Source organism: Bartonella melophagi K-2C (assembly GCF_000278255.1).
Lineage (GTDB): Bacteria > Pseudomonadota > Alphaproteobacteria > Rhizobiales > Rhizobiaceae > Bartonella > Bartonella melophagi.
In genome coordinates, this window is record NZ_JH725083.1 from 122,001 (window position 1) to 144,442 (window position 22,442).

The 22,442-nt window shown below is 37.1% G+C and carries 18 protein-coding genes; 16 read left to right on the forward strand and 2 right to left on the reverse strand.

Features of this window, described 5'->3' with window-relative positions:
• Window positions 1-58: 58 nt before the first annotated feature.
• From ME3_RS04575 to ME3_RS04625, 11 genes are all read left to right on the forward strand, one after another.
• On the forward strand, window positions 59-1,687 hold the full coding sequence (locus ME3_RS04575; RefSeq protein ID WP_007477541.1) for a CTP synthase: 1,629 nt from the start codon (window positions 59-61) through the stop codon (window positions 1,685-1,687).
• Window positions 1,688-1,723: 36 nt separating this feature from the next.
• The gene (kdsA, locus tag ME3_RS04580; RefSeq protein ID WP_007477543.1) at window positions 1,724-2,557 is read left to right on the forward strand and encodes a 3-deoxy-8-phosphooctulonate synthase; all 834 of its coding nucleotides are present in this window, start codon (window positions 1,724-1,726) and stop codon (window positions 2,555-2,557) included.
• 77 nt (window positions 2,558-2,634) lie between these two features.
• A complete protein-coding gene (gene eno / locus ME3_RS04585) occupies window positions 2,635-3,903 on the forward strand; it encodes a phosphopyruvate hydratase (protein ID WP_007477545.1) in 1,269 nt (422 codons plus the stop codon).
• Between the two features lie 100 nt (window positions 3,904-4,003).
• Window positions 4,004-4,402, forward strand: a complete 399-nt coding sequence (locus ME3_RS04590; protein WP_007477547.1) for a TM2 domain-containing protein — start codon at window positions 4,004-4,006, stop codon at window positions 4,400-4,402.
• 155 nt (window positions 4,403-4,557) lie between these two features.
• Window positions 4,558-4,887 carry an FtsB family cell division protein gene (locus ME3_RS04595; protein ID WP_039952628.1) on the forward strand — a complete coding sequence of 110 codons (330 nt, stop codon included), beginning with the start codon at window positions 4,558-4,560 and terminating at the stop codon, window positions 4,885-4,887.
• Window positions 4,888-5,014: 127 nt separating this feature from the next.
• Entirely contained in the window at window positions 5,015-6,055 is a 1,041-nt protein-coding gene (gene pdhA, locus ME3_RS04600; protein WP_007477550.1) for a pyruvate dehydrogenase (acetyl-transferring) E1 component subunit alpha, read from the forward strand.
• A 16-nt stretch (window positions 6,056-6,071) separates the two neighbouring features.
• Entirely contained in the window at window positions 6,072-7,424 is a 1,353-nt protein-coding gene (locus ME3_RS04605; protein WP_007477552.1) for a pyruvate dehydrogenase complex E1 component subunit beta, read from the forward strand.
• Between the two features lie 16 nt (window positions 7,425-7,440).
• Complete coding sequence (locus tag ME3_RS04610) at window positions 7,441-8,769, forward strand: pyruvate dehydrogenase complex dihydrolipoamide acetyltransferase (RefSeq protein WP_007477554.1); 1,329 nt, start codon at window positions 7,441-7,443, stop codon at window positions 8,767-8,769.
• 226 nt (window positions 8,770-8,995) lie between these two features.
• Window positions 8,996-10,456 carry a dihydrolipoyl dehydrogenase gene (lpdA, locus tag ME3_RS04615; RefSeq protein WP_007477556.1) on the forward strand — a complete coding sequence of 487 codons (1,461 nt, stop codon included), beginning with the start codon at window positions 8,996-8,998 and terminating at the stop codon, window positions 10,454-10,456.
• A gap of 76 nt (window positions 10,457-10,532) precedes the next feature.
• Window positions 10,533-11,486, forward strand: a complete 954-nt coding sequence (lipA, locus tag ME3_RS04620) for a lipoyl synthase (protein ID WP_007477558.1) — start codon at window positions 10,533-10,535, stop codon at window positions 11,484-11,486.
• A gap of 11 nt (window positions 11,487-11,497) precedes the next feature.
• Window positions 11,498-11,959: a type II toxin-antitoxin system RatA family toxin gene (locus tag ME3_RS04625; RefSeq protein ID WP_007477560.1), complete on the forward strand. Its 462-nt coding sequence runs from the start codon at window positions 11,498-11,500 to the stop codon at window positions 11,957-11,959.
• 448 nt (window positions 11,960-12,407) lie between these two features.
• On the opposite strand, the gene ME3_RS04630 is transcribed toward ME3_RS04625, so the two are convergent.
• A complete protein-coding gene (locus ME3_RS04630) occupies window positions 12,408-13,607 on the reverse strand; it encodes a bifunctional 2-C-methyl-D-erythritol 4-phosphate cytidylyltransferase/2-C-methyl-D-erythritol 2,4-cyclodiphosphate synthase (RefSeq protein ID WP_007477562.1) in 1,200 nt (399 codons plus the stop codon).
• 62 nt (window positions 13,608-13,669) lie between these two features.
• Entirely contained in the window at window positions 13,670-14,083 is a 414-nt protein-coding gene (gene rirA, locus ME3_RS04635; RefSeq protein ID WP_007477563.1) for an iron-responsive transcriptional regulator RirA, read from the reverse strand.
• A 169-nt stretch (window positions 14,084-14,252) separates the two neighbouring features.
• Here rirA and ME3_RS04640 point away from each other — a divergent pair, with 169 nt between their 5' ends.
• The 5 genes from ME3_RS04640 (at window position 14,253) to clpX (ending at window position 22,323) form a co-directional block, all read left to right on the forward strand.
• Window positions 14,253-16,466: a sensor histidine kinase NtrY-like gene (locus ME3_RS04640; protein WP_007477564.1), complete on the forward strand. Its 2,214-nt coding sequence runs from the start codon at window positions 14,253-14,255 to the stop codon at window positions 16,464-16,466.
• 47 nt (window positions 16,467-16,513) lie between these two features.
• The gene (ntrX, locus tag ME3_RS04645) at window positions 16,514-17,869 is read left to right on the forward strand and encodes a nitrogen assimilation response regulator NtrX (RefSeq protein WP_007477565.1); all 1,356 of its coding nucleotides are present in this window, start codon (window positions 16,514-16,516) and stop codon (window positions 17,867-17,869) included.
• 3 nt (window positions 17,870-17,872) lie between these two features.
• The gene (trkA, locus tag ME3_RS04650) at window positions 17,873-19,249 is read left to right on the forward strand and encodes a Trk system potassium transporter TrkA (RefSeq protein WP_007477566.1); all 1,377 of its coding nucleotides are present in this window, start codon (window positions 17,873-17,875) and stop codon (window positions 19,247-19,249) included.
• A 949-nt stretch (window positions 19,250-20,198) separates the two neighbouring features.
• Window positions 20,199-20,831 carry an ATP-dependent Clp endopeptidase proteolytic subunit ClpP gene (gene clpP / locus ME3_RS04655; RefSeq protein WP_007477567.1) on the forward strand — a complete coding sequence of 211 codons (633 nt, stop codon included), beginning with the start codon at window positions 20,199-20,201 and terminating at the stop codon, window positions 20,829-20,831.
• A gap of 217 nt (window positions 20,832-21,048) precedes the next feature.
• Entirely contained in the window at window positions 21,049-22,323 is a 1,275-nt protein-coding gene (clpX, locus tag ME3_RS04660; protein ID WP_007477568.1) for an ATP-dependent Clp protease ATP-binding subunit ClpX, read from the forward strand.
• The last annotated feature ends 119 nt before the right edge of the window (window positions 22,324-22,442 follow it).

The window sequence follows — 22,442 nt, forward strand, 5'->3', positions numbered from 1 at the left end:
CTTTTTAGCATTTTTTTGACTAGAAAAATTATAATAAACTGCTTATTACCGTAAGCCCATGGCACGTTATGTTTTTATTACTGGTGGTGTGGTTTCTTCTCTTGGAAAAGGCATTGCTGCGGCAGCTTTAGCTGCGATATTACAGGCACGAGGATATCGTGTACGGATCCGTAAGCTTGATCCTTATTTGAATGTTGATCCAGGCACGATGTCGCCTTATCAGCATGGTGAAGTATTTGTTACCGATGATGGTGCAGAAACAGATCTTGATCTTGGTCATTATGAACGTTTTACTGGGCGTTCTGCTAATAACCAGGATAGTATCACGGCAGGGCGTATTTATCGCAATATCATTGAAAGGGAGCGTCGCGGCGGTTATTTAGGAGAAACAGTTCAAGTTATTCCTCATGTTACAGATGAAATTAAGGCATTTATTACTACAGGAAATGAAGAATTTGATTTTGTCTTATGTGAAATAGGTGGAACGGTTGGTGATATTGAAGCAATGCCTTTTTTAGAAGCAATTCGTCAACTGCGTAATGAGTTGCCAAGGCAAAGTGCTGTTTATATGCATCTTACATTAATGCCTTATATTGCTTCTGCAGGTGAGTTAAAAACTAAACCGACACAACATTCTGTTAAAGAGTTGCAATCAGTTGGTATTGCTTCTGATATTTTATTAGTGCGTGCAGATCGACCTATTCCAGAATCAGAACGGCGCAAATTGTCACTTTTTTGTAATGTTCGCCTAAGTGCAGTTATCCAGGCGTTAGATGTTCTGACTATTTATGATGTTCCTGTAGCATATCATAAAGAGGGTTTAGATTCAGAAGTTCTTTTTGCTTTTGGAATTAATTCAGCACCTCAACCAAATATGGATCGTTGGGAGGATATTACATATCGCATTCATCATCCTGAAGGAGAAGTAACGGTTGCAATTGTTGGGAAATATATAGGCCTGAAAGATGCTTATAAATCTCTTATTGAAGCAATTGCGCACGGTGGGTTAGCTAATAGAGTGAAGGTTAATATTGAATGGATTGAAGCGCAGCTTTTTGAAAAAGAAGATCCTGCGCCTTATTTACAAAAAGTTCATGGAATTTTGGTTCCTGGTGCTTTTGGTGGACGTGGTGCAGAAGGTAAAATCCGAGCAATTCAATTTGCACGAGAACGTAAAATTCCATTTTTTGGCATTTGTTTTGGAATGCAATTAGCTTGTATCGAAGCTGCTCGCAATATTGCAAATATTGTAAATGCTTCATCGAGTGAATTTTGTGAGACAGAGGATGCGGTTGTAGGTTTAATGACGGAATGGCTTAAGGGGGATTTGCTTGAAAAACGTACAGCGTCTGGAAATCTTGGTGGAACAATGCGTCTTGGTTCTTTTGCAGCTCAATTAAAAGAAGGTAGCCATATCTCCCAAATTTATGGAACAACAAATATTTGCGAGCGGCATCGCCATCGTTATGAAGTCAATATTCATTATAAAGAAAGGCTAGAACAATTTGGATTTATTTTTTCTGGTATGTGTCCAGACGGTATTTTACTAGAAACAATAGAATATGTAGATCATCCATGGTTTATTGGTGTTCAATATCATCCAGAGTTAAAATCACGTCCATTTGATCCGCATCCACTTTTTTCTTCTTTTATTGAGGCTACTTTGGAACAGAGCAGGTTGGTTTAGCTTTATAAATTACGTGCTCACTTTTTGAGGAATACAATGTCTAAATCAAATACTTCTGTTAAAGTTGGAAATATTGTTTTTTCTAATGATGCGCCTCTTTCTTTAATTGCAGGTCCTTGCCAGATGGAAAGTCGAGATCACGCTTTTGAAGTGGCGGGCCGGCTTAAAGCAATTACTGATCAAATTGGCATTGGGTTTGTTTATAAATCTAGTTACGATAAAGCTAATAGAACGTCTCTTAATGCGATGCGTGGTATTGGTCTTGAAAAAGCAATGATTATTTTTTCTGATCTTAAGAAAGAATTTGGCTTTCCGATATTGACTGATGTACATACAGAAGAGCAATGTATGACTGTTGCTTCAACAGTAGATATTTTGCAAATACCAGCTTTTTTGTGTCGTCAAACAGACCTTTTAGTTGCGGCAGCTAAAACGGGGTGTGTAATCAATATTAAGAAAGGTCAGTTTTTAGCTCCTTGGGATATGGAGAATGTCTTAAAAAAAGTAACTCAGAGTGGTAATCCTAATGTTATGCTTTGTGAACGTGGCACTTCATTTGGTTATAACCGTCTTGTTTCTGATATGCGCTCATTGCAAATTATGCGCTCATTTGGAACGCCTGTTATTTTTGATGCAACACATTCTGTTCAAGAACCAGGTGGTAAGGGCGATTCATCTGGGGGGCAAAGGCAGTTTGTTGAAGCATTAGCACGCGCAGCTGTTGCTGTTGGTGTTGCAGGTGTTTTTTTAGAAACACATCAAGATCCAGATAATGCGCCATCTGATGGGCCTAATATGATTAAAATTGATAACTTAAAAAGGTTGCTTGAAATTTTGATGGATTTTGATTACTTGGCAAAAAAGCATTGAATATCGAGTATAGATAATTTCTATGAATGGCGTTATGAATAATGTGAATCAAACATTTATTGTATAAGAGATTTCGTATGACTGTAATTGTAGATATCATTGGGCGTGAAGTGCTTGATAGCCGTGGTAATCCAACTGTGGAGGTTGATGTTTATTTAGAAAATGGAGTTTTTGGTCGTGCTATGGTTCCTTCAGGTGCATCGACTGGTACGCATGAGGCAGTAGAACTTCGTGATGGTGGTATGCGCTATCAAGGCAAAGGTGTTCAAAATGCTGTTGCTGCAATTAATGGCGAAATTCTTCAAGAACTTGGTGGGCGAGATGCAAAAAATCAAATGGCAATTGATCAAGCAATGATTACTTTGGATGGAACACCTAATAAAATGCGCCTTGGTGCCAATGCTATTTTGGGTGTTTCATTGGCAGTTGCAAAAGCGGCGGCAACATCATTAGGTCTACCTTTATATCGTTATATTGGTGGAACGCAAGCTCACCTTCTTCCTACACCAATGATGAATATTATTAATGGTGGTGTGCACGCTGATAATCCAATTGATTTTCAGGAGTTTATGATTATTCCAGTGGGAGCGCCAACACTGAAAGAAGCGGTTCGCTATGGTGCTGAAATTTTTCATACACTAAAAAAACGTTTACAGGATGCAGGTTATAATACCAATGTTGGTGATGAAGGTGGTTTTGCGCCTCATCTTAAAAGTGCTGAGCAAGCAATTGATTTTATTATAGAATCTATTACTGCATGTGGGTATAAACCAGGTGAACAAATTGCCATTGGTTTAGATTGTGCTTCAACAGAGTTGTATAAGAATGGCTCATATTTTTATGAAGGTGAAGGCAAGTGTCGTAATGTACACCAACAGGTAGAATATTTAGCTCAACTTGTTGATGCTTATCCCATAATAACGATTGAAGATGGAATGGCTGAGGATGATTGGGAAGGCTGGAAGCTTCTTACTGATTCGATCGGCAAAAAATGCCAGCTTGTTGGTGATGATTTATTTGTGACAAATTCGGTGCGTCTGCGCGATGGTATTAAAATGGGTGTTGCCAATTCTATTCTTATTAAAGTCAATCAAATTGGCACGTTGAGCGAAACGCTTGATGCTATAGAAACAGCACATAAAGCAGGTTATCGTGCTATTATATCTCATCGTTCAGGCGAAACGGAAGATTCTTTTGTTGCTGATCTTGCAGTTGCAACAAATTGTGGGCAGATTAAAACTGGCTCACTTGCACGTTCAGATAGATTAGCAAAATATAATCAACTTATTCGTATTGAAGAAATATTAGGAACACAGGCTCTTTATACGGGCAATTTGCATTGTTAATAGCTGTTAAACAAAATATTACATTCTTTATATTAACAGCATTTTTAAATTTTACTATTTTATTAATAATAAGTAAATAATAGTTTTATAGGTGGTTGTGATGAGAGGAAGAATTATTAGTCAGGAACAGGGGACATACCTTATTTCAGGTGATGATGGTGAACGTTATCAATTTGCACTTTGTGATTGGTTAGGAAAAAGCTCACCAAAAGTTGGTGATTATCTTGACTTTGTTGGTAAGGATGGTGCCGCTACTTCTGTTTTTCCATTGGTGAAACAACAATATTCAAAATTAGTTCTTGCACTTGTTTGTTTCCTTATAGGTACTTTTGGTGTTCATCGTTTTATAGTTGGTAAAACTGGGACTGGTGTTTTTATGCTTATCCTATCTTTATCTATTTTGGGGTTACCTATTTCTGGAATTTGGGCATTTATTGATTTTATCGTCATTTTAGTAGGGGGGTTTACTGACAAAGATGGAAATAAAATCAGAAGTTAGCGGATATTTTATATTTCGCTATAAAGTGTGACATTGTTATTGTTGCGGGTAATATAAAGTATAAAAATAGGCTGCGTACGGTTGTTTTGATAATAAGCTGTTAATCAAAGTCATGCATAAATTGAATAGAATATTTTAAAAAGATCATGACTGTTATGTGGACAAAACAAAAACGTAGATCGATTACAGCACGCTTTATTCTACCATTTATAACGGTTGGGGTTTTTAGCTATTTTGGTTATCATATTTATCATGGTGACTACGGACTTTCTGCACGCAGCAAAATTATTCAGCATATTACTGAATTGAAGGAGGAGCTTTATAAAATAGAAGTTGAGCGAATGTCTATTGAAAAACGTATTTCTCTTTTACGTGATGGGCATATTGAAAAAGATATGTTGGATGAATATGTGAGGAAAAATTTAAACTTTTCCAAACCAAATGAATTAACAATTTTAATTTCTCCTGACGAGATTAAAAGTTAACTAGAATCGGTTAACTAAAAAAACAATTTAAAACAGTCACTTATGATGAAATGTGAACTGATTTTATAACACTTGTAACTTTTGTTCGTAAAGGTTATTTCTAGATAATCATCGAAGGGAGTTTAATATGGCAGAACGGGCTAAAAAAAAATCTACGCCGGTAATGCAAGCCACATTATCAAACGTTACCAAAACAGCGAAGAAAGCTAATTTTACAAAAGATGAAACAATTGCTGTTTATCGCGAAATGCTTTTGATTCGTCGTTTTGAAGAAAAAGCAGGTCAACTTTATGGTATGGGCTTAATTGGTGGGTTTTGTCATCTTTATATCGGGCAAGAAGCCGTTGTTGTTGGTACATTAAAAGCAGCAAAAGAAGGTGATCAGATCATCACATCTTATCGTGATCATGGACATATGTTAGCGGCTGGTATGAGTCCGCGTGGTGTTATGGCGGAATTGACAGGGCGTCAGGGAGGTTTTTCCAAAGGAAAAGGCGGCTCAATGCATATGTTTTCCAAAGAAAAGAATTTTTATGGTGGGCATGGCATTGTTGGTGCGCAAGTTCCAATTGGTACAGGCTTGGCTTTTTCGAATCAGTATCTTGGTAAAGATAATGTGACATTGGTTTATTTTGGTGATGGGGCTGCAAATCAAGGGCAAGTTTATGAAAGTTTTAACATGGCCTCACTTTGGAAGCTTCCTGTTATCTATATCATTGAAAATAATCAATATGCTATGGGGACGTCAGTTTCTCGTGCATCTGCGGAAACGGATTTTTCCCGTCGTGGCCTTTCTTTTGAAATTCCAGGCATTGTCGTTGATGGTATGGATGTTCATGCAGTAAAAGGGGCTGCTGATGAGGCAATTGCTTGGGCACGTTCGGGGAAGGGGCCGATCATTCTTGATATGCAGACTTATCGTTATCGTGGTCATTCCATGTCTGATCCAGCAAAATATAGATCAAAAGAGGAAGTACAAAAAATAAGAGAAGAGCAAGATCCGATTGACCAAGTAAAACAACACGTTATTAAACAAGGTTGGGTTAGTGAAGACGATTTGAAGTCTATTGATAAAGAAGTCCGTGCAATTGTCGCTGATGCAGCAGATTTTGCACAAAATGATCAAGAGCCAGATGCTTCTGAGCTCTATACTGATATTCTAGTTTAAAGTGGGGAACGTGAATATGTCTATTGATATTTTGATGCCAGCACTTTCACCAACGATGGAAGAAGGTAAATTGTCTAGATGGCTCAAGAAAGAGGGTGATAACGTCAGCTCCGGTGATGTGATTGCTGAAATTGAAACTGATAAAGCAACAATGGAAGTAGAAGCTGTTGATGAGGGTACTATTGGTAAAATTTTAGTTCCTGAAGGTACTGAAGGTGTGAAGGTTAATACTGCTATTGCTATATTGTTGGAAGAGGGTGAAAATGCTGCAAACATTTCACAAATCACAACTAAAAAAATAGAGAAAGCTTCTTCTTCTTTATCAATGCCGGTTCGTCCTGTTTTTGATGTTGGAAGTGATCCTGATATTCCTGCGGATGTTGAAATGGTTACAATGACGGTACGTGAGGCACTTAATCAAGCTATGGCTGAAGAAATGCGACGCGATGAGACGGTCTTTTTAATGGGTGAGGAAGTAGCGCAATATCAAGGTGCTTATAAAGTCAGCCAAGGTTTATTAGAAGAATTTAGTACGCGCCGAGTTATTGATACACCAATTACAGAACACGGTTTTGCGGGGTTGGGTGTTGGTGCTGCATTTGGAGGTTTGCGTCCTATTGTTGAATTTATGACATTTAATTTTGCTATGCAGGCGGTTGATCAAATTATTAATTCAGCGGCAAAAACTCGTTATATGTCTGGTGGACAGATGTCTACCCCTATAGTTTTTCGTGGCCCCAATGGTGCTGCTGCACGTGTTGGGGCTCAGCATTCACAGTGTTATGCTGCATGGTATAGTCATATTCCGGGTCTGAAAGTTGTTATGCCTTATAATGCAGCGGATGCAAAAGGTTTGCTAAAGGCTGCTATTCGTGATGATAATCCTGTTATTTTTCTTGAAAATGAAATTTTGTATGGTTATCAATTTGAAGTTCCTAAAATGGATGATTTTGTTTTACCTATTGGTAAGGCGCATATTTATAAATCTGGCCAGGATGTGACGATTGTTGCTTATGGGATTGGAATGCATTATGCAGTTCAGGCATTGCCGGAAATTGAGAAGCTTGGCATTGATGTTGAATTAATTAATTTGCGTACTATTCGCCCAATGGATCTTCCAACAATTCTTGCTTCAGTTAAAAAGACTGGTCGTTTAATAACGGTTGAAGAGGGGTATCCTCAATCATCTGTTGGTACTGAAATAGCAACACGTGTTATGCAGCAGGCTTTTGATTATCTTGATGCACCAGTTTCTACAATTGCTGGCAAAGATGTTCCCATGCCTTATGCTGCCAATCTTGAAAAATTGGCTTTACCGAGTATTACTGAAATTGTCGAAGCTGTTAAGGCTGTGACTTATCGAGCATAACGAAGGAAAAAGCACTATGCCTATTAAGATTACAATGCCTGCGCTTTCTCCCACAATGGAAGAAGGAAATTTGCTGAAATGGAATATCAAGGAAGGTGATAAGGTCTCTACAGGTGATGTTATTGCTGAAATTGAGACAGATAAAGCAACGATGGAAGTAGAAGCTGTTGATGAAGGAACAGTTGCAAAGATTGTTGTTCCTGCTGGAGCGCAGGGAGTTAAAGTTAATACTTTAATCGTGATTTTGGCAGAAGAAGGTGAAGACTTAAGTGAAGTGGCTAAAATCGCGGAAAATAAATCTTCTTCTGTTTCGGAGAGAGTACCAGTTGATGAAAAGCAGGTGGTATCAAAGGATGTACAGGTTTCTAATGCACCACAAGCTCAGCTATCAGTGCAGAAACATGAAAATAATATACGTCTTTTTTCATCACCTTTAGCGCGGAGGTTAGCGGCTCAAGAAGGCCTTAATTTATCACTTATTTCTGGCACAGGCCCTCATGGGAGGATTATTAAGCGTGACTTGGAGAAAATTTTAAGTGATGGCACTCTTAAAGCTTCTTGTTCATTACAAGTTGCTCAACCAATGGCAACTGGTATTGCGGATGAACAAATAATAAAACTATTTAGAGAAGGTGAATATACACTTACACCTCATAATAGTATGCGTAAAACAATTGCTAAGCGTTTGACTGAATCAAAACAAATGGTGCCGCATTTCTACGTAACAGTAGACTGTGAGCTTGATGCGTTGTTGGCATTACGTGCGCAACTTAATGCTGCTGCTCCAATGGTTAAAACACAAGAAGGTACTAAATCCGCTTATAAATTGTCCATAAATGATATGGTTATTAAAGCTATTGCACTTTCTTTGAAAGCTATACCTGATGCTAATGTGTCGTGGCTTGAAGGTGGAGTGCTTTATCACAAACACTGTGATGTTGGTGTTGCTGTTTCTATTCCAAATGGGTTAATTACACCAATTATTCGCCATGCAGAAGAAAAATCTTTGCCTATTATTTCTAATGAGATGAAGGATTTTGTAACGCGCGCCCGTGAACGTAAGTTGAAGCCAGAAGAATATCAGGGGGGGACAACAGCAGTATCGAATATGGGTATGTATGGTGTAAAAGAGTTTTCTGCCATTATTAATTCACCACATGCAACGATTTTTGCGATTGGTGCAGGTGAACAGCGAGCAATTGTTAAGGATGGTGCATTAGCAATTGCTACTATGATGTCAGTTACACTTTCCACTGATCATCGCGCAGTTGATGGTGCATTAGCAGCAGAACTTGCTCAAGCCTTTAAAAAGCTGATTGAAAATCCACTAGCAATGTTAATGTAGTGATTGTTAAGTACTTCACATAAATTATGCATGTGCAAGAGTGGTGATATGGAAAAAGTAGATCTGAATAATCTTAATAATAGTTTTGTAGCTTCTTTTGATTTAATGAAGGTGTTTATGTGTATTCTTAGAAACAGGATATACTAAAAAAATTTATCCTGTTAGTTTTCTGTTTTAAGCTTGGATAGTCTGGATCCGTTTTATTTATGTCCATGGAGGGATTACTGTGGCAAATCTTTATGATATAATTGTAATTGGTTCAGGACCGGGCGGATATGTAACTGCAATTCGCGCGGCACAATGTGGTTTCAAGACTGCAATTGTTGAACGTGAACATTTAGGTGGTATTTGCTTAAATTGGGGGTGTATTCCAACAAAAGCTCTTTTGCGTTCAGCGGAAATGAAGCATTTTGCTGAACATGCAGAAGATTATGGGCTAAAACTTAATGGTTCAATTGAAGTAAATATTAAGGATGTTGTAGCACGTTCACGTGGGGTTTCAGCACGTTTAAATGCTGGTATTGGTTTTCTGATGAAGAAAAACAAGATTGATATTATTTGGGGTGAAGCAAAGCTAACTAAGGCAGCTAAAGGTAGCCAGCTTGCAGAAATTGTGGTTTCTCCATCATCTAAAGCTATTGTGCAACCACAAAATCCAGTGCCTAAGGGAACATTAGGTGAGGGGACTTATCAGGCAAAACATATAATTATTGCGACTGGTGCCCGTCCACGTTCTATTCCCGGTATTGAACCAGATGGAAAGCTTATTTGGACTTATTTTGAAGCGATGGTACCGCATACACTACCAAAGTCACTGTTGGTGATGGGGTCTGGAGCAATCGGTATTGAATTTGCTTCTTTTTATCATGATATGGGTTCTCAAGTAACTGTCATTGAAATGATGCCTCAAATTATGCCGGTTGAGGATGTTGAAATTTCAACATTTGCGCGTAAACAGTTAGAGAAAAAAGGCATACGTATTTTGACTGATGCAAAAGTGACAAAGGTTGAAAAAGCTGTTGATTCTATTACAGCGCATATCGATGTTAAAGGTAAAACAGAAACAATAACAGCTGATCAATTGATTTCAGCTGTTGGAGTTCAAGGTAATATTGAGAATCTTGGATTAGAAGCATTAGGTGTCAAAACTGATCGTGGATGCATTATAACTGATGAATGGAGCTGGACGGGTGTAGAAGGGATATATGCTATTGGTGATGTTGCTGGTCCCCCTATGTTGGCTCATAAGGCAGAAGAAGAAGGCGTAATCTGCGTTGAGCGTATTGCAGGCCTGAAAAGCGCTCATGCACTTGATAAAGGGAAAATTCCTGGATGTATCTATTGTACACCACAGGTTGCTTCTGTAGGATTTTCAGAGAAAGCAGCAAAAGAGGCTGGTTACGATATACGTATCGGTCGTTATTCTTTTTCAGCTAACGGTAAGGCAATTGCTTTAGGTGAAGATCAAGGGTTGGTTAAGACTATTTTTGATAAAAAAACAGGGCAACTTCTTGGTGCCCATATGGTAGGAGCAGAAGTAACAGAACTCATTCAAGGTTTTGTTATTGCCATGAATCTTGAAACAACCGAAGAAGAATTAATGAGCACTGTTTTTCCACATCCGACATTATCAGAGATGATGAAAGAAAGTGTATTAGATGCGTACGATCAAGTTTTAAATGCTTGATAATTAGGTTATATGAAGAATTTTGTATTTTATGATTTTTCATCGGCGTTCGCTCTTGAGAAGGCAGAGATCTTAGATGGTTACGGTGGTTGATAGAGTTACGAATAGACGTGTTCGTCATCCTGAAAAGGTGCATCGTCCAGATACGGTCATTCAGAAAAAACCAGATTGGATTCGTGTAAAAGCACCAACATCACAAATCTATAAGGAAACCCATAGTATTGTACGTTCCAATAAATTGGTGACAGTATGTGAGGAAGCTGGTTGTCCAAATATTGGTGAATGTTGGAGCCAGCGACATGCTAGCTTTATGATTTTAGGTGAAATATGTACACGAGCTTGTGCTTTTTGCAATGTTGCAACAGGTATTCCACTTGCGGTTGATGATGATGAGCCAGAGCGTGTGGCAGATGCTGTTGCACAGATGGCGTTAAAGCATGTTGTCATTACATCTGTTGATCGCGATGATTTGGTTGATGGTGGTGCACAGCATTTTGCGAAAGTTATTCATGCTATTCGTCAAAAGATTCCTACAACAACAATTGAAGTCCTTACACCTGATTTTCGCCATAAGGATAATGCATTAGAAATTGTAGTTGCTGCTAAACCTGATGTTTTTAATCATAATTTGGAAACAGTTCCATCTAAATATTTGAAGGTACGCCCAGGGGCACGTTATTTTCATTCAATTCGATTGTTACAACGTGTCAAAGAACTTGATCCAACAATTTTTACAAAATCAGGAATTATGGTTGGTCTTGGGGAAGAACGGAATGAAATTTTTCAATTGATGGATGATTTGCGTTCTGCTGATGTAGATTTTATGACAATTGGGCAATATTTGCAGCCTACGCGAAAGCATCATCCTGTTATTCGTTTTGTAACTCCTGATGAATTTGAATCTTTTGCCAAGGTTGGTAAGGCAAAAGGTTTTTTACATATGGCCTCTAATCCTCTGACACGTTCATCTCATCATGCTGGAGATGACTTTAAAGCTTTGCAAAAAGCACGTGCTGAAAAATTTGCTTGATAGAGAGAGTTATGCCAACTTTTACAACACATCGGCAAATTGCCCATACTGCTCATGAAATGTTTAACCTTGTTGCAGATATTGAGTCTTATCCTGAATTTTTACCAATGTGTGAGGCTTTAATAATACGTTCTCGGAAGGAGTATAAGGAAAAGACATTGCTCCTTGCTGATATGACAGTTGGTTATAAAATGATTCGAGAAATGTTTACGACACAGGTACTTCTTCAACCTAAGAAAAATCTTATTGAGGTTAAATATATTGATGGTCCATTTAAATATCTTGAAAATCATTGGGTATTTCATCAAATTCAAAATATGAATGCATGTAATGTAGAGTTTTTTATTAATTATGAATTTAAGAGCAAAATGTTAGAATTACTCACGGGATCGATGTTTGATATTGCTTTTCATAAATTTACAAATGCTTTTGAAAAACGTGCTCATCAGATTTACGGTGTTTTAGAGATATAATAGTTGAGTTTGCTTGGACGCGTAACGAATATTGCATTTTGCAGGCTGCATTATAACAAGATCTAAAACTAAAAATTGGATGCAAAAGAATATTATAAAAATGCACAAATTTTATAGATTTATTGAGGCGCTATTTTCAAAATTTTTCATGTTTATAACAAAAATTGAGATTATAGCCTTTTGAGTATTTTTTATTTTTAGCTATCGTAAGAACAAATTTTTGCAAAATGACATAATACGTTTATAAATTTAGTGCATATAACTATCAGATTTATTTTAATTTCTTTGAATAAACAATGAATTTGCCAATCGGATCTATCTACTGATTTTACAATATCGGTAGGATTTGCGACGGTGATTTCTTTATAAAAATACTACGATTGTGAGTAATAGATCTTTTGAAAGACAAATCGTTAGAACTACATGGTCTGCATTTCACAAATGCATATCATTTTAAAATTTCTCCTGGGTAAATAACAGTAGCTGTTGCAAGAGAGGCAATGCCTTCTTCACGACCTATGAATCCTAGTTTTTCGTTAGTTGTTGCTTTAATAGAAATACGATCGGCTGAAATTGTGAGTATATTCATAAGGTGTGTTACCATCCTATGACGATAAGGACTGATTTTAGGTTTTTCGGTAATGAGTGTGATATCAACATTAGCAATACGACCGCCTGCTTTCTTAATAATATTAACAGCATGGCGTAGGAAAATTTCTGATGATGCATTTTTCCATTGGGGCTCAGAGGGGGGGAAATGGGTACCTATATCTCCGGCACCTTGAGTGGCTAAAAGAGCATCTGTTAGTGCATGAAGAGCAACATCAGAGTCTGAATGCCCATTTAATTTCTTTGTAAAAGGGATTTTTACGCCACATAATGTGATATAATCACCATCTATAAAAGAATGGACATCATAACCATTTCCAGTACGAATATCAGGGAACATAGGTGCTCTTTTCTGGAGATGTGAATGTGCGGTTTCAAGATCTTCCGGCCATGTAATTTTTATATTATTAGGATTTCCAGGAATAATTCGCATAGGAATACCAAACCATTCGGCAATTGCTGAATCATCGGTGAAATTTTGTTTGCAAGATTGTATTGCTTTTTCATGAGCTGCTAAAATAAGTTTAAATGGAAAGCACTGCGGAGTTTGTGCATTATAGAAATTGGTACGCGGAACTGTTTCTACAACATAATGTGCATTATTTACACGTTTAAGAGTATCAGAAATGGGAAGAACAGGCAGAACACCTTCTTGATGGTTGACAGTAGTATGAATTTGCTCAAGAAGCTTGCTTTCGACAAAAGGGCGTGCACCGTCATGAATATGAACATAGTCTGGTTTGATGTCTTTGAGTGCATGAAGCCCGTATAAAGCAGATAGTTGCCGTGTAGCGCCCCCTTCTACAATGATGAGATCTTTCTTAAAATCAGCTATAGCATTTTCACATATTTGGTGATTATCTGGGTGAATAACCAAAATAATGGTTGTGATAGCTGAATGTTGCAAAAAACAACGCACGGTATGATAAATAACCGGCTTGTGTCCTAAAAGTCGGTATTGTTTTGGACTATTTTGTAAAGATCCTGCTCTTTCGCCGTGTCCAGCGGCTAATATTATAGCTGCAATAGAAATACTCAATTCCTTTTTAAAGTTTGGTTTTAGCTAATTATTTTATTATTTTTTCTATGATTAACTCTTTATTAACGTTGTAATAATGGTTGTTGTAAATCAGAAATGGATGTTGTTGATAATACATCAAAAAAAGCATTTAATGCATTTTTGAGTACGATATTTAAGTTACAGGAATTAACCAGTGGACAATTAACTTCTGTTTTATCAAAACATTCTGCCATGGAAAAATTATCTTCTATTATTTTTACGACATCAGCCACCGAGATCTCTGTTGCTGGTTTAGCCAATTTGATGCCACCATTGCGTCCACGTACTGTTTGTAAAAAACCTGCTTCCACTAATGGTTGAAGGATTTTAAATAAAAAAAGCTCAGAAATGGCACATGTTTTAGCAATTTCAGGGATAGAACTTAAACTATCTTGATTAGATGCGCAGTACATGAGTATTCGGAGAGCATAATTTGTTTTTTTTGTTAATCGCATGACATCTCCTTGAAAAGTATTAATCAGACATACTTTATTTTTAAATTATTTCAAAAATGTAGAAATTCTTTCTTAATTTTCTGAATTAGTTATATTGTAAACATAGCATTACCAATTTTTATCACAAAGGGTTGTGTGAGGACAAGGAGATAAGTAACGTAAGATCACCATGAATACAACATCTGTGACAAATATCCAGGATATAAACCAAAATACTTATAGCGATGAGTCGCGTCGTTTAAGTAATGTGTATACATTTTGGGGTATCACAATTATTGTATTAGCTTTGCTAACAGCTTCTGTTTCATTTATTATGCTTGTCGGGTTAACCTCTATTGTACCTAATAGAGCTGTAACACTAGTCCTTATAGGAATTAATAGTATTTGGGTTTTGGGGCTGGTAGTTATTGTTCTATATGAAATAATTCCTATTATGCGTGCGTGGCGGTTAAGGCGTGCTGCTTCACGTCTTCATGTGCGTCTTATTTCATTGTTTGCACTTGTAGCAACATTGCCGGCTGTTGCTGTTGCTCTCGTTTCAGGGCCTGCTCTTAATTTAGGGCTTGATCGGTGGTTTGATACAACAACTCGGCAAATTGTGGGCTCTTCTATCGATTTAGCTAATGCTTATGCGGATGAAATGCTCCAAAATTTGAAAAATTTATCTTATGCTATGGCGTTTGCGCTTGATAATAAAAAGCTCCTAACATACAATCCAGTTGAATATCGGTTACAATTAACACGTCATGCAGCAGGTCGTAATCTTCGTGGTGCGTTTTTATTAAGCTCGACAGGGACTATTTTTGCTTCAAGTGATCTTGGTGATGAAGATAAATTGCCCATTCCACCATCCCATCTTATTGCTCAAGCAACTAGTGAAAGGCCTTTTTCTTTTCAGCCGGGAGTTCATGATTATTTTGGTATTGTTTTGAAATTTACGAATATTTCAAATACATTTTTATATTTAGTACGCGATGTTGATAAAGATGTATTATCTGCTTTGCGTTTAACGGAAATTAATACAGATCGGTATCGTGGTTTAAATGAGAATCGTCTGCCAACGCAAATTGCGTTTGGTATGCTTTATTTATGTCTTTTTTTAAGTTTATTTTTATCAGCTATTTGGGCTGGTATCGCTGTTGCTGATCGTTTGGTACGTCCTATTCGGCTTCTTATAGGTGCGGCTGATGATGTGGCCTCTGGAAATATGGAAGTTTTTGTGCCGGTACGTGCGAAGGATGGGGATATTGCGCAGTTATCAAAAACTTTTAATTACATGGTCAGTGAACTTAAGAGTCGGCGCAATGAGTTAATAGCAGTTCGCGATCAAATCGACGAAAGACGGCGTTTTTCTGAAGCTGTTTTATCGGGTGTAACAGCAGGTGTGGCTGGAATTGATGATAATGGGAATATTACAATTATTAATAGGTCTATTGAGACAATGTTTGGTATTAATTCTGAACAAGTTATAGGACACAGCCTTTTATCATTAAGTGCTGAAATCGGGAAGGTTTTTGAGTTTGTTCGTTCGTCAGGGCGCAAAAACCATCGTGAGCAGGTGACTTTAAGCGTTGCAGAGCAAGAGCGCGTCTGCAATGTACAAATTACGATGGAGGAAGATGATGGGCAAGGGCAATCTTGGGTTCTAACAATTGATGATATTACAGACCTTGTAGAAGCACAACGTTCATCAGCATGGGCAGATATTGCACGCCGTATTGCGCATGAAATCAAAAATCCACTTACACCTATTCAGTTATCGGCTGAACGTATTCGTAGACGCTACGGCAAAATTGTTACGCAAGATCAAGAAGTTTTCAATCAGTGTGTTAATACAATTATTCGACAAGTTGGGGATATTGGGCGTATGGTTGATGAGTTTTCTTCTTTTGCACGTATGCCCAAACCACACATGAGTTTTTCAGATGTACGTGGGCTACTGCATGAGGCGTGTTTTTTGATAGAGGTTGCACGACATGATATCCATTTTGAGCAAGATTTGGGAGATGTACCGCTTATAGGTGAGTTTGATAATCGTCTTATTGTTCAGGCATTCAGTAATGTTATTAAAAATGCAAGTGAAGCGATTGATTCAATTGCGCGAGAAAAAGGTGTTCATGGCCATATTCTGATACGTTCTTATCGTCAAAAAGAGTACTTGGTTGTGGATGTTATTGATAATGGTAAAGGGCTTCCTAAAGAACAAAGACAAAAATTATTAGAGCCTTATATAACAACGCGGGAAAAAGGGACAGGGCTTGGTTTAGCTATTGTCCGTAAAATTATTGAAGATCATGGTGGCTACATGGAATTACATGATGCATTAGATAGTTTTTATGAAGGTCGTGGTGCGATGATTCGTATGGTGTTTCCGGCGGTTTGAGCAAAATAGTGCGGCACAAACCACAAATCATAAGATAAGGGAATGAGATGGTAGCAGATATCTTAATTGTTGATGATGAAGCAGATATTCGTGAGCTTATTGCTGGTATTTTGAATGATGAAGGTTATGAAACACGTGTTGCGTGTCATGCTGATGAAGCATTAGCACAAATTAATGAGCGTGTTCCAAAGTTGATTTTTTTAGATATTTGGTTGCAAGGAAGTCGTCTTGATGGCTTGACATTGCTTGATGAAATCAAAACTCGACATCCTTCTCTCCCAGTAGTGATGATTTCTGGTCATGGTAATATTGAAACAGCTGTTTCTGCTATAAAACGAGGTGCGTATGATTTCATTGAAAAGCCTTTTAAGACCGATCGCCTTATCTTGGTTGCTGAACGAACTCTTGAAAATTCAAAATTAAAACGTGAGCTTTTAGAATTACGACAACGCTCAAGTGAGGTACAAGAATTGCTTGGAACATCGACTGTTATGAAGCATTTGCGCCAAGTTATAGAAAAGGTTGCGCCGACTAATAGTCGTATTATGATTACTGGTCCTTCAGGGGCAGGGAAAGAAATGGTGGCGCGTACTATTCACGCACTTTCAACGCGTTCTAATGGACCATTTGTTACGATAAACGCCGCAACGATTGTTCCCGAAAGAATGGAAATAGAATTATTTGGTAATGAAATAGAGGGCAGTGAACGCAAGATCGGTGCATTGGAAGAGGCTCACGGCGGGATATTATATATTGATGAAATTTCTGATATGCCGCGTGAAACTCAGGCTAAGATTCTTCAGGTGTTAACGACACAAACATTTGAAAGAGTTGGTGGTACAAAGCGTGTCAAAGTGGATGTTCGTGTAATTTCTTCAACAGCACAAAATATTGAAAATTTAATTTCTGATGGGCGATTTAGAGAAGATCTCTTTCATCGTCTTGCAGTTGTTCCCATTACTGTTCCACCGCTTTCTGCACGTCGTGAAGATATTCCAGAGCTTGTTCGGCATTTTGTTAGAACCATATCATATCAACTTGGTATTAAACCACGTGAAATCAGTGATGATGTTATAGCTGTTTTGCAAGCACATACGTGGCCAGGTAATGTACGCCAATTACGTAATAATATTGAGCGCCTCCTCATTCTTGTGCGTGATGATGAACCAATAACAACAGAGTTACTTCCTGTTGAAGTGAGTGATTCTTTTCCACGTGTTAAAATAGATACAGATGAGAATATAATGGATTTACCATTGCGTGAAGCACGTGAATTATTTGAAAAGAGATATTTAGTGGCACAGATTGGACGTTTGGGTGGGAATATATCTCGTACTGCTGAATTCATAGGTATGGAACGCTCAGCTTTACATCGTAAACTTAAAGCTCTTGGAGTTTCATAAATTATGCGTGTTATTATTTGTGGGGCAGGACAGGTCGGTTATGGGATAGCAGAGCGTCTTGCTGCTGAGAATCATGATATAACTGTTATAGATGTTGAAGCGAGATTGGTTGAAAAAATTCGCGATGCATTAGATGTTAGAAGTTTTGTTGGTCATGGTTCACACCCTGAAGTTCTTTTGGCTGCTGGTGCTGATGAAGCTGATATGCTAATCGCAGTAACTTTATTTGATGAAGTCAATATGGTGGCTTGTCAGGTGGCACATTCATTATTTAATGTTCCAACTAAAATAGCGCGTATTCGTTCACAATCGTATTTAGATCCACGTTATAAAACTCTGTTTGCAAGGGAGAATATTCCTATTGATGTAGTTATTTCGCCAGAAGTTGAAGTTGGAGAAATGGTTCTACGACGTATTGCCTTGCCTGGGGCGATAGATGTTCTCTATTTTTGTAATGATGATATTGTTGCATTTGCTTTGGAGTGTATGGAGGATTGCCCAGTCATTAATACACCTTTACGCCAGTTAACGGAGCTTTTTCCCGATCTTCGAACAACAGTTACTGCTATTAAACGTGGTTCAGAATTACTGGTAGCGCATTCAGATACACAATTGCGCATTGGTGATGTTACTTATCTTATTGCAGCTCGTGATCAGGTACGTCGTGCAGTTGGACTTTTTGGTCATAAAGAACAGGAGGCACATCGCATAATTATTGCAGGGGGTGGTCACATTGGTCTATACGTTGCTCAGGCTATTGAAAAACGCCTACATAAGTTAAAATTGAAAATTATAGAGGCAGATAAAGAAAGAGCACTAACAATTGCCGATCAACTCGAAAAAACAACTGTTTTATATGGCAATGTGTTAGACCCGGTAATTCTTCAAGAAGCTGGAATTGACCAAGCTGATTTAATGATTACATTAACCAATCAAGATCAGGTTAATCTTTTAAGTGCTATTATAGCTAAAAGACTGGGGTGCAAAGCCAACATGGTTTTGATTAATAATGTCGCTTATCAGGAATTTAGTCGTACAGTTGGTGTAGATGCGCACTTAAATCCTCGTAGTGTTACTGTATCAAAAATTTTACAGCAAATGCGTCGGGGACGCATTCGTGCTGTTCATTCTGTTTTTAATGGTGCTGCAGAAATTATTGAAGCTGAAGCAATGCAGACTTCCTCATTGATTGGTAAGTCATTATCAGAGCTCAAGTTATCAGATGGTTTAAGGATTGGTGCAATTTATCGCAATAATACAATTATACAGCTTTTAGCAGATACGCGTATTTTACCGGGTGATCGAGTAGTGATGTTTGCTCTTGCTGATAGTGTTCGTGATGTTGAGCAATTATTTCGTGTAAGTTTAGAATATTTTTAAGTTACCTAGGATATTTGTATTTTTTAGTGTGATCATAATAAAGCTTGATTAATTGGCTTTTGTTAAGCAATCAAAAATTGAAACTGGTTAGTATCTTAAATTTTAATGATGAAAAAATGCACTTTTACCTGTTGGTATTAATAATCATATAAGACCGAATCAATTCTATTGTATTTGATACACTATTATTTTAGCTTCAATTTTTATAAGTTATGAGCACAATTATGTAAGTTACTCAATTTTCAGATTTTTTTGTGTTATATTAATGTTCAAATTAACAAAGTGTTTGGTTAGATCTAAGTATTTATCTTGAAAATGGTTTCATCTAATAGCAAATCAAATGTGGTTCGCAAAACAATGCTAAAAGATTGAGAATTTTAGCATTTTACTGTTTATCTGATAATCCCAATGATAAAAATGTTTGAAGGTTATTTTGCAAGTTCAAAAATTATTTTTGATATTAATTGGAGTTTTAAACACTGCATCTGAGAGCCATAATTAATAAAAAGAAAAATTCCTAATTCTACCAAGAAGGTTTGGAGTAACGATATCTAGTAATGATGACATTGTGTGATTAACTAAATAATATGATTTTTTTCATAAACAAGAAAATTTTTTTATTAAACAAGGTGCAAAAGTGGGAGGATTTTTAATTTAACTTTTAATTTTGAAATAATGAATACACTACTTTGTATAGAGTTCCATTCTACAAAATATTAGAAATATCTTATTTAAGAAGAAAGTTTTTAGCATTAAGCAAAATTGCACATATTTGATGTTCAGAATTTGTTGGAGTAGAGTTTTTATAACTATTTTAGCTATTGGAGTTTTAATTCTATTTAATCATGATTGATTGTGGCTTGCATCAGGGACTATTGCTAGCCTATGACTAATACAATTATATGCGTCTATATGCGTTAATAGCAATTTTTATTAATGGAAGAAAAATATGAGCGATCCAATAAAAACAGCACTGAATTTGGTTCCTATGGTTGTCGAACAGACAAATCGTGGTGAACGTGCTTATGATATTTTTTCCCGTCTCCTGAAAGAACGAATCATTTTCATTAATGGCCCTGTTGAAGATGGTATGGCAATGCTTGTGTGCGCTCAATTGCTTTTTTTAGAAGCGGAAAATCCTAAAAAAGAAATCAGCCTTTATATTAATTCACCTGGTGGTGTGGTAACATCTGGAATGGCGATTTATGACACTATGCAGTTTATTCGTCCTCCTGTTTCTACTTTATGCATGGGGCAAGCAGCATCTATGGGGTCATTACTTTTAACAGCTGGAGCAAAAGGTCACCGTTTCTCGTTGCCAAATGCACGCATCATGGTACATCAACCGTCTGGTGGTTTTCAGGGGCAGGTCTCTGATATTGAACGGCATGCGCAAGATATTATAAAGATGAAACGACGTTTAAATGAAATTTATGTTCAACATACAGGTCAGGATTATGAAATTATTGAAAAAACTCTTGATCGCGATCATTTTATGACAGCAGAAGAATCTAAAAAATTCGGTTTAATTGACGATGTTATACAATATCGCATGGTAACTGAAAAAGAAGAAACAGATTAAGAATTTTTATAGAAAAAGTAGCTATTGTGACGTACATAAAAATTGCCTTTAAAATAGCTATTTTAAAATATAGGTTTTATAAAATTTGTCATAAAATAATAAGAAAATACCCAAAAATATTGTGATAATCGTAGTTTTGATATATTTGGGATTGTCATTATAAAAAACCTCTTTAAGAAGATAAAGTACTTGGATATTGAGGTGAAAGGAAAATGAGATGAGCAAAGTTGGTAGTAGTGGGGGCGAATCAAAAAATACTCTCTATTGCTCATTTTGTGGCAAAAGCCAGCACGAAGTACGTAAGCTTATTGCAGGGCCTACTGTATTTATTTGTGATGAATGTGTAGAACTTTGTACAGATATTATTCGTGAAGAAAGTAAATCTTCAGGGGTCAAAGCGCGTGATGGTGTTCCTACTCCACAAGAAATTTTAACAGTTCTTGATGATTATGTTATTGGTCAGCGGTATGCAAAACGTGTCCTTTCTGTTGCTGTTCATAATCATTATAAACGTCTTGCACATCAGTCTAAGAATAGTGATATTGAATTATCTAAATCGAATATTCTTCTTGTCGGTCCAACGGGATGCGGTAAAACTTATCTTGCACAAACATTGGCACGTATTATTGATGTGCCCTTTACTATGGCAGATGCGACCACTTTGACTGAAGCAGGTTATGTGGGTGAGGATGTTGAGAATATTATTTTAAAACTTCTACAATCTGCAGATTATAATGTTGAGCGTGCACAACGTGGCATTGTTTATATTGATGAAGTTGATAAAATTTCTCGTAAAGCTGACAATCCTTCTATTACAAGAGATGTTTCAGGTGAGGGGGTTCAGCAAGCATTGTTGAAAATTATGGAGGGGACAGTGGCTTCTGTTCCTCCCCAAGGTGGGCGTAAACATCCACAACAAGAGTTTCTTCAAGTTGATACGACGAATATTTTGTTTATTTGTGGAGGTGCTTTTGCTGGTTTAGAGCGAATTATTTCAGGGCGGGGTGAAAAAACTTCAATAGGTTTTTCTGCTACTGTGAAGACTCCCGATGAGCGTCGGGTTGGTGAAATTTTTCATGATTTAGAGCCTGAAGATCTTGTAAAGTTTGGTTTAATACCAGAGTTTATTGGCCGTCTTCCTATTATAGCTACTTTAGAAGATTTAGATATTAATGCGCTTGTTCAAATTTTATCGCAACCAAAAAATGCATTGGTTAAGCAGTATAAACGTCTTTTTGAAATGGAAAATGTTGAATTAACATTTCAGGAAGATGCTTTGCGGGTTATTGCTAATAAAGCGATTGAGCGTAAGACTGGAGCACGCGGTTTGCGCTCTATTATGGAAAAAATTCTTCTTGATACTATGTTTGAATTGCCAACTCTTGAAGGGGTCCAAAAGGTGGTAATCTCAAGTGATGTAGTTGAAGGAAAAGCTCGCCCTCTTTACATTTATTCGGAGCGTACAGAAGATAAAGAAAACGTATCAGCATGACGTTATAGTAAATATCGTTAATGAGTATTATTTTAAATGGATCTTCTGAAGTATTATAGCGTAATGCTTGATTTATTTATTCGTAATTACTACTTCATTTATTATAGAGAAGCTGCTAT